Origin of the sequence: Pseudomonas sp. 2VD, from assembly GCF_005503585.1 — a bacterium.
In the GTDB taxonomy this organism is placed as follows: Bacteria; Pseudomonadota; Gammaproteobacteria; order Pseudomonadales; family Pseudomonadaceae; genus Pseudomonas; species Pseudomonas aeruginosa.
The window spans coordinates 1-8,517 of sequence record NZ_SCND01000276.1 but is presented as its reverse complement, the minus strand read 5'-3'; the positions used below and the strand labels follow the sequence as shown (position 1 = coordinate 8,517).

The 8,517-nt window shown below is 64.3% G+C and carries 9 protein-coding genes; 7 read left to right on the top strand and 2 right to left on the bottom strand.

Annotated elements, in window-relative coordinates; all coding sequences use genetic code 11:
- Positions 1-2,258, bottom strand: a 2,258-nt coding sequence (gene rne, locus FFS27_RS23890) for a ribonuclease E (protein ID WP_110613146.1), incomplete at its 3' end; no start/stop codon positions are given.
- A gap of 576 nt (positions 2,259-2,834) precedes the next feature.
- On the opposite strand from rne, the gene rluC reads away from it, so the two are divergent.
- From rluC to sppA, 3 genes are read left to right on the top strand one after another with little or no spacing between them, the layout of a single operon-like run.
- Complete coding sequence (rluC, locus tag FFS27_RS23880; RefSeq protein ID WP_003104143.1) at positions 2,835-3,791, top strand: 23S rRNA pseudouridine(955/2504/2580) synthase RluC; 957 nt, start codon at positions 2,835-2,837, stop codon at positions 3,789-3,791.
- Positions 3,784-4,476: an HAD-IA family hydrolase gene (locus FFS27_RS23875; RefSeq protein ID WP_003091148.1), complete on the top strand. Its 693-nt coding sequence runs from the start codon at positions 3,784-3,786 to the stop codon at positions 4,474-4,476. The genes rluC and FFS27_RS23875 overlap by 8 nt, the downstream gene beginning before the upstream one ends.
- The gene (gene sppA, locus FFS27_RS23870) at positions 4,469-5,449 is read left to right on the top strand and encodes a signal peptide peptidase SppA (RefSeq protein WP_003091146.1); all 981 of its coding nucleotides are present in this window, start codon (positions 4,469-4,471) and stop codon (positions 5,447-5,449) included. The genes FFS27_RS23875 and sppA overlap by 8 nt, the downstream gene beginning before the upstream one ends.
- Before the next feature lie 82 nt (positions 5,450-5,531).
- Here the strand turns inward: sppA and FFS27_RS23865 are convergent, their stop codons facing one another.
- Positions 5,532-6,110, bottom strand: coding sequence for a Maf family protein (locus FFS27_RS23865; protein ID WP_003091145.1), 579 nt, complete (start codon positions 6,108-6,110; stop codon positions 5,532-5,534).
- Positions 6,111-6,219: 109 nt separating this feature from the next.
- Here FFS27_RS23865 and FFS27_RS23860 point away from each other — a divergent pair, with 109 nt between their 5' ends.
- From FFS27_RS23860 to FFS27_RS23845, 4 genes are all read left to right on the top strand, one after another.
- Entirely contained in the window at positions 6,220-6,756 is a 537-nt protein-coding gene (locus tag FFS27_RS23860; RefSeq protein ID WP_003091144.1) for a YceD family protein, read from the top strand.
- A gap of 13 nt (positions 6,757-6,769) precedes the next feature.
- The gene (gene rpmF, locus FFS27_RS23855) at positions 6,770-6,952 is read left to right on the top strand and encodes a 50S ribosomal protein L32 (RefSeq protein WP_003091143.1); all 183 of its coding nucleotides are present in this window, start codon (positions 6,770-6,772) and stop codon (positions 6,950-6,952) included.
- Positions 6,953-6,955: 3 nt separating this feature from the next.
- Positions 6,956-7,966, top strand: a complete 1,011-nt coding sequence (gene plsX / locus FFS27_RS23850) for a phosphate acyltransferase PlsX (protein ID WP_071533934.1) — start codon at positions 6,956-6,958, stop codon at positions 7,964-7,966.
- Between the two features lie 105 nt (positions 7,967-8,071).
- The coding region (locus FFS27_RS23845) for an ACP S-malonyltransferase (protein WP_137952245.1) at positions 8,072-8,517 on the top strand (446 nt) is incomplete at its 3' end.

Sequence of the window (8,517 nt, the reverse complement as noted above, 5' to 3'; positions counted from 1 at the left end):
GTATCGTCCTGCTCGTCCTGCTCCAGGCTCTCGTCGTTCGGCAGCGCCTCGGCTTCCAGGGCCGCGGCGTCGCGAGCCTGGCGATCCTCGCGCGGCTGGCGCTCTTCGCGGGCCGGGCGCTCGGCGCGTTCTTCACGGCCTTCGCGGGGTTGGCGCTCTTCGCGAGCCGGGCGTTCGGCGCGCTCTTCGCGGCGGCGTTCGCTGCGTTCCTCGCGACCTTCGCGGCCTTCGCGCGGCTGGCGTTCTTCGCGGGGCGTCCGCTCGGCGCGCTCTTCACGGCCTTCGCGGGGTTGGCGCTCCTCGCGAGCCGGGCGCTCGGCGCGCTCTTCGCGGCGGCGTTCGCTGCGCTCTTCGCGGTTCGGGCGTTCGGCGCGCTCTTCGCGCGGTTGGCGCTCTGCGCGTTCCTCGCGGGGCTTGCGCTCTTCGTCGCGGCGATTGCCATCGCGGCCATCGCGGCGGCGGTTCTGCTGGCGGCCGTTGCGACGCTCGTCCTGGCGGGTTTGGCGCTCGGCAGCCGGCTTGCTGGTTTCAGCAGGCTTGGCGGCAGGTTGATCCTTGCCTGCGAACAGGCCGACCAGGGACTTCACCAGGCCCTGGAACAGGCTCGGCTCGGGCATCGGCTTGGCCGGCTCGACCGGTGCTTCGGTGTGTTGCGGTGCGGGCTGCTGGGGAGCGACGGTCTTGACTGCTGCTTCCTGGCGGACCAGGGTGCGGGTCGAGCTGACCGGCTGGGCTTCTTCGTGCTCGACGGTGGCCATTTCGTAGCTGGTCTGGCCGGCAACCAGTTCGGGGCTGTCATCGCGCAGACGCTGGACTTCGAAATGCGGGGTTTCCAGATGATCGTCCGGCAGGATGAAGATGCGCGCGCGGGTGCGCAGTTCGATCTTGGTGATGGCGTTGCGCTTCTCGTTGAGCAGGAAGGCGGCGACCTGGAAGGGCACGCGGGCGCGGACTTCCGCGGTGCGGTCCTTCAGGGCTTCTTCCTCGATCAGGCGCAGGATGGCCAGCGACAGCGACTCGACGTCGCGGATGATGCCCTGGCCGTTGCAGCGCGGGCAGACGATGCCGCTGGTCTCGCCGAGGGACGGACGCAGGCGCTGGCGGGACATTTCCAGCAGGCCGAAGCGCGAGATGCGACCGACCTGGACGCGCGCGCGATCGGCCTCGAGGGCTTCGCGGACACGCTCTTCCACGGCGCGCTGGTTCTTCGCCGGGGTCATGTCGATGAAGTCGATGACGATCAGGCCACCGATGTCACGCAGGCGCAGCTGGCGGGCGATTTCCTCGGCCGCTTCCAGGTTGGTCTGCAGGGCGGTTTCCTCGATGTCGCCGCCCTTGGTGGCGCGCGCCGAGTTGATGTCGATGGAAACCAGGGCCTCGGTCGGGTCGATGACGATGGAGCCGCCGGACGGCAGCTTCACTTCACGCTGGAAGGCGGTCTCGATCTGGCTCTCGATCTGGAAGCGATTGAACAGCGGAACGCTGTCCTGGTACAGCTTCACCTTGCTGGCGTACTGCGGCATCACCTGGCGGATGAAGTTCAGGGCTTCTTCCTGGGCGTCGATGCTGTCGATCAGCACTTCGCCGATGTCCTGGCGCAGGTAGTCGCGGATGGCGCGGATGATGACGTTGCTTTCCTGGTAGATCAGGAAGGGCGCGCCACGTTCGCCGGACGCTTCCTTGATCGCGCTCCACAGTTGCAGCAGGTAGTCGAGGTCCCACTGCAGTTCCTCGGTGCTGCGGCCGAGGCCGGCGGTGCGCACGATCAGGCCCATGTCGGCCGGTGCGTTGAGGCCGTTCAGGGCCTCGCGCAGCTCGTTGCGTTCTTCGCCTTCGATACGGCGGGAGATGCCGCCGGCGCGCGGGTTGTTCGGCATCAGCACCAGGTAACGGCCGGCCAGGCTGATGAAGGTGGTCAGGGCGGCGCCCTTGTTGCCGCGCTCTTCCTTCTCGACCTGGACGATGACTTCCTGGCCTTCGCTCAGGACTTCCTTGATGTTGATCCGGCCTTCGGGGGATTTCTTGAAGTATTCGCGGGAGATTTCTTTGAGGGGGAGGAAGCCGTGGCGTTCGGCGCCGAAGTCGACGAAGGCGGCTTCGAGGCTGGGTTCGACGCGAGTGATGCGGCCTTTGTAGATGTTGGCCTTCTTCTGCTCGCGGGCGCCCGACTCGATGTCGAGGTCGAACAGGCGTTGGCCGTCGACCAGTGCAACACGCAACTCCTCGGGTTGAGTCGCGTTGATCAGCATTCTTTTCATGTAGTACCAATGGTTTCCGGGGCTACCGGAAACGGCGATCGGCACACACGACTCTCACGGTCGGTGCTCGGGCGCGTATTCAGGAATGGCGGGCCATTCCCGTGTCCAGCGGCGCTCGGCACTGGGTGCCGGTCCGCGACTACGTCTCCTGCTTCCTGTGTTTCAGAAGCACTTGAGTCAGGAGGAGGAATCGGCTGTCGGAGGCGGACGAAAAATGCGTCTGGATCAAGCTAGAAGCTACGCAGTCCAACAGCCGTACATCTCCACCCTACACATGTTCCTTAAGAATCGGGCGCCGCTCGCAGTATCCGGAGCGGGTTGGCATCTCGCGCTCACCGAAGTGGTCGCGGCTCATGTTTCAAGGCTTTGGTTTCGAGTCGTTAGCGGGTTGGAAATTTTCGTATTTCCGCTGAAACGCCTCTGTAGGACGGCCTGACGTCCGTTCAAAGTGTTTGCAGGCGAGGGGGAAATGCAGGTTGGCAATCATCCGCAGGCCAGGCCGCTTATGGCGGCTTCCCGACTATAGCAGCAATGATTAAGTGCTTCAATTGAATGAAAAATTGTTATGATGTACGGATGACTACTCCCGCCTCTCCGACCACCGGTGTCCAGCTGCTCGATGTGCCGCCGGAACTGGCTGGTCAACGTATCGACAATTTCCTTATCGCCCGTCTCAAGGGTGCGCCCAAGACCCTGATCTATCGCATCCTGCGTAAGGGCGAAGTGCGCGTGAACAAGGGGCGGATCAAGCCCGACTATCGGCTCCAGGCCGGAGACCAGGTGCGCGTGCCGCCGCTGCGCCTGGCCGAGCGCGATGAGCCGGCGCCGCTGGCGCAGGGGCTGCTGGAGCGGATGGAGGCGGCGATCGTCTACGAGGACAAGGCGCTGATCGTGGTCAACAAGCCCGCCGGGATCGCCGTGCATGGCGGCAGCGGCGTGAGCGCCGGGGTCATCGAGGTGTTTCGCCAGTTGCGCCCCGATGCCAAGGATATCGAATTGGTGCATCGTCTCGATCGCGATACCTCCGGTCTGCTGATGATCGCCAAGAAGCGCAGCATGTTGCGTCACCTGCATGAGGCCCTGCGGGGCGAGAAGATCGTCGACAAGCGCTATCACGCCCTGGTCCGTGGCCACTGGCCGGCTGGCAAGAAGAACGTGCGCGCGCCGCTGCTGAAGAACAACCTGCGCTCGGGCGAGCGGATGGTCGAGGTGAACGTCGAGGGCAAGGACGCGCTGACCGAGTTCCGGGTGCTGCGTCGCTTCGGCGATTTCGCCACCCTGGTGGAAGCGCGCCCGATCACCGGGCGGACCCACCAGATCCGCGTACATGCCAAGCACGCCGGGCATGCCATCGCCGGCGACCCGAAGTATGGCGACGAGGATTTCTCCCGCGAGATCCGCGAGTTGGGCGGCAAGCGCCTGTTCCTGCATGCCGCGCAGTTGCGCGTGCCGCTGCCCGACGGGCAGGTGCTGGAGCTGGAGGCGCCGGTGGACGAGATGTGGCAGCGTTCGCTGGAGCGTTTGAATGACTGATTACGCGTTGCTGGTATTCGATTGGGACGGCACCCTGGTCGACTCGATCGCGCGCATCGTCGATTCGATGAAGGCAGCGGCGCGGGAAACCGCTCTGCCGGAGCGGGACGATACCCGGATCAAGGGCATCATCGGCCTCGGCTTGCCCGAGGCGATCGCTTCGCTCTATCCGGAGGTTGGCGATCCTGCTCTGGTCGAGCGTTTCCGGCGTGCCTACAGCGAGCATTACCTGGCGCAGGAGGCGCAGCCGTCGCGGTTGTTTCCCGGCGTGGCCGAAGCCATGGTGCATTTTCGCGAGGCCGGGTTCCGCCTGGCGGTCGCCACCGGCAAGAGTCGGCGCGGCCTGGACCGGGTGCTGGCAGGGCATGGCTGGAGCGATTTCTTCGATATCACCCGCTGCGCCGACGAAACGGCCAGCAAGCCGGACCCGTTGATGCTCCACGAGATCCTGGCGCACTGCCGGGTCGAGCCGGGGCGGGCGCTGATGATCGGTGATTCGCCGTTCGACCTGGAAATGGCGCGACGGGCGGGGATGGATTCGGTTGCGGTGGCCTATGGCGCCCAATCGCTGGAGCAGTTGCGGCCTTATGCGCCGCGGCTGGAAGTTGAGCATTTCACCGAGTTGCGCGCCTGGTTGGGCGGTGCTCGACGTGAGGCGGTTTCAGGAGTGGTTGAGCATGTCTGACGAGTGGAAGTCGGAAACGCCGAAGGCGAATGACGACAAGAGCTGGAAGCTGCTGGAGAAGGCGGTTCTCGCCGGGGTCCAGGAGCAGCGGCGGGCGCGGCGCTGGGGGATATTCTTCAAGTCGCTGACCTTCATCTATCTCTTTGTCGTGCTGCTGGCCTTCAGTCCGTTCGGCAGCCTGGAGAAATCGGCCTCGCGCAGCGGTAGCCACACGGCGCTGATTGAGGTGAAGGGTATGATCGCCGACGATGAGCCGGCCAGTGCCGACAATATCGTCACGGCCTTGCGCGCGGCGTTCAAGGATGAGGGTACCAAGGGGATCGTCCTGCGGATCAACAGTCCGGGCGGCAGTCCGGTGCAGTCGGGCTATATCTATGACGAGATTCGTCGCCTGCGCGGCGAGCACCCGAACGTCAAGGTCTATGCGGTGATCAGCGACCTGGGTGCCTCCGGCGCCTACTACATCGCCAGCGCCGCCGACCAGATCTACGCTGACAAGGCCAGTCTGGTCGGTTCCATCGGCGTGACGGCGGCCAGCTTCGGTTTCGTCGGTACCATGGAGAAGCTCGGTGTCGAGCGACGCGTCTATACCTCCGGCGAGCACAAGTCGTTCCTCGATCCTTTCCAGCCGCAAAAGCCCGAGGAGACTCAGTTCTGGCAGCAGGTGCTGGATACTACCCACAAGCAGTTCATCGACAGCGTGAAAAAAGGGCGCGGCGACCGGCTCAAGGTCGAGGGGCATCCGGAGCTGTTCTCGGGTCTGGTCTGGTCCGGCGAACAGGCATTGCAGCTCGGTTTGATCGACGGTCTGGGCAATGCCAGCTATGTGGCGCGCGAAGTGGTGAAGGAGAAGAAGATCGAGGATTACACCGTGCAGGAGTCGCCTTTCGATCGCTTCGCCAAGAAGTTCGGTGCCAGTGTGGCGGAGCGCCTCGCGCTGTGGATGGGCTGGCAGGGCCCGGTATTGCGCTGAGAGCGTTTCCCTTCCTTATATAAAGAAGCCCGGCCGAAGCCGGGCTTCTTTATATGGGAATGCCGGATATGGGAATGCCGGCTCAGGGGATTTCGACGCCTTCCTCGAGGAGCATGTCGACCAGGCGGATCAGGGGCAGCCCTACCAGGCTGGTGGCGTCCTCTCCTTCGGTGGCGCGGAACAGGCTGACGCCCAGGCCTTCCGCCTTGAAGCTGCCGGCGCAGTCCAATGGGCGTTCCGCTTCGACGTAGCGGCGGATGCGGCTCTCGTCGAGGTGGCGGAAGTGCACGGTGAACGGCACGCATGCCACCTGGATGCGCCGGCTGGCGCTGTTGAGGAGGGCCAGTCCGGTGAGGAAGGTCACGCTATTGCCGCTGGCGTCCCGTAGCTGCTGGATGGCGCGTTCGGGGGTGTGCGGCTTGCCGAGGATGTCGCCATCGAGTACGGCGACCTGGTCGGAGCCGATCACCAGGTGTTGCGGATAGCGTCCGGCCAGCGCTTCGGCCTTGCTGGCGGAAAGGCGGCGGACCAGTTCCTCGGCACTTTCCCCGGGGCGATGGCTTTCGTCGATATCGGGGCTGGCGCTTTCGAAGGGAAGGCGCAGGCGGGTCAGGAGTTCGCGTCGGTAGGGGGAGCTGGAGGCGAGGATCAGGTCGGGCATGAGGTTCTCCATGGCGAGCGGCCGATTTTAACGAAAAGACTCGTCCTTACAGCGGTTTATGGCTAATTTCCTTTGACAGGCGCGGGGGCGTCCCTATAATGGCGCGCTTATGTTGAATGGGCCGATTCCACCTCATATCGATCCGCGCAAGTTGGTCGACCGCGGCGCCACCCTCGAGGGTGTGTACGCGCTCGCCGATATGCCGCGTGTATGCGAGCAACTGACCAGCGATGCCGGTGAGGTGCGCGTGAAGGTTTCCTTCGAGCGCGACCACCAGAAGCTGGCGGTCATGCATATGCAGCTCGATACCGAGGTGAGCATGGTATGCCAACGCTGCCTGGATGCGGCGGCCATTCCCGTGCATGGCGAATATACCTACGCCATTCTTCGGGAAGGTCAGTCCGCCGACGGTCTGCCGAAGGGGTACGATGCGCTGGAAGTGGGGGAGGAACCCCTGGACCTGCTGGCGCTGGTCGAGGACGAGCTGTTGCTCGCCTTACCCATCGTTCCGGCCCATGACCCCGAAGTATGTCAGCACCCGGCTGGATTCGTCGTCGAAGACGAGCCGGAGTCGAGCGAAGTCGAGGACAAGCGTCCTAATCCGTTCAGCGTACTGGCACAGTTGAAGCGTGACCCAAACGTTTAGGAGTTAATCAATCATGGCTGTTCAGCAGAACAAAAAGTCTCGTTCCGCTCGTGACATGCGTCGTTCCCACGATGCGCTCGAGTCCAATGCTCTGTCCGTGGAAAAGAGCACCGGTGAAGTCCACCTGCGCCACCACGTATCCCCGGACGGCTTCTATCGCGGCCGTAAGGTAGTAGACAAGGGCTCCGACGAGTAATCCTTGTCCGCACCAATCATCGCGATTGATGCAATGGGTGGGGACTTCGGTCCCCACTGCGTTGTTCCGGCCTCTATTGCCTTCCTGGCCGAGAATTCCTCTTCGCAACTGATCCTCGTCGGTCAGCCTGCCCTCCTCGAAGAACTCCTTTCCCGCTATCCGTCGCTCGACCGGCAGCGCCTGCGCGTGCATGCGGCCAGCGAAGTGATAGGTTCAGACGAACGTCCCTCCCAGGCCTTGCGTGGCAAGCCGGACGCTTCCATGCGCGTGGCGCTGGAGCTGGTCCGCGACGGCCGGGCGCACGCGTGCGTCAGCGCCGGCAATACCGGGGCGTTGATGGCGCTGTCGCGGCACCTGCTGAAGACCCTGCCCGGTATCGACCGCCCTGCGATGGTGACGGCGGTTCCGACCGAGAAGGGGCATTGTCATCTGCTCGACCTTGGCGCCAACGTGGATTGCAGTGCCGAGCATCTCTACCAGTTCGCGGTGATGGGTGCAGTGGCGGCAGAGGCCTTGGGCTGCGTCTCGCCCCGGGTCGCCCTGCTCAACGTGGGGACCGAGGAGATCAAGGGCAACCAGCAGGTCAAGCTGGCGGCGAGCCTGTTGCAGAAGGCCCAGGGGTTGAATTTCAGCGGATATATAGAGGGCGATGGCCTGTATCGCGGCGAGGCCGACGTGGTGGTCTGCGACGGTTTCGTCGGCAACATCCTGCTGAAGGCCAGCGAAGGCCTGGCTGCCATGGTGTCGGCGCGGATCGAACAGCGCTTCCGCGATGGACTGGCGGCGAAGCTGGTCGGTGCGCTGGCGTTGCCGCTGCTGCGCCGGCTGCGCGGCGATATCGCTCCGGCACGCTATAACGGCGCCAGTTTCCTCGGATTGCAGGGGATAGTGGTGAAAAGCCATGGGTCTGCCGCCGAGGAGGGTTTCCAGAGCGCCTTGCGTCGCGCGGCACTGGAAGTCCGGGAAAACCTGCCGCAACGATTGCATGGCCGTCTCGAGCATCTGCTGCTCTAATGTGTGACCGGGCGGTCCAGGCAGCCATCCAACACTCAGTTTCCTGCGCCAGTCGCGGCTGGCGCGTTATCTCTGACGAGCAAAAGACCACAAGGGACCTATTCAATGTCTGCATCCCTCGCATTCGTCTTCCCCGGCCAGGGTTCGCAATCCCTCGGCATGCTGGCCGAGCTGGGCGCCCAGCAGGCGCTGGTGCGCGATACCTTCGCCGAGGCCTCCGAGGCGCTCGGTTACGACCTTTGGGCGCTGGTCCAGAATGGACCTGAAGAGCGCCTGAACCAGACCGACAAGACCCAGCCGGCCATCCTCACGGTTTCGATCGCGCTCTGGCGCCTCTGGCTGGCCGAGGGCGGCGCGCGCCCGGCGTTCGTCGCCGGGCACAGCCTGGGCGAATATTCCGCGCTGGTCGCGGCCGAAAGCCTGGCGTTCGCCGATGCGGTCAAGCTGGTCGAGCGTAGGGGCCAACTGATGCAGCAGGCGGTTCCGGCGGGGCTGGCCCGGGAAGTCGGTTCGCGTGCCATTACCGTGAATGCGGTGGCGCCGGGCTTCAT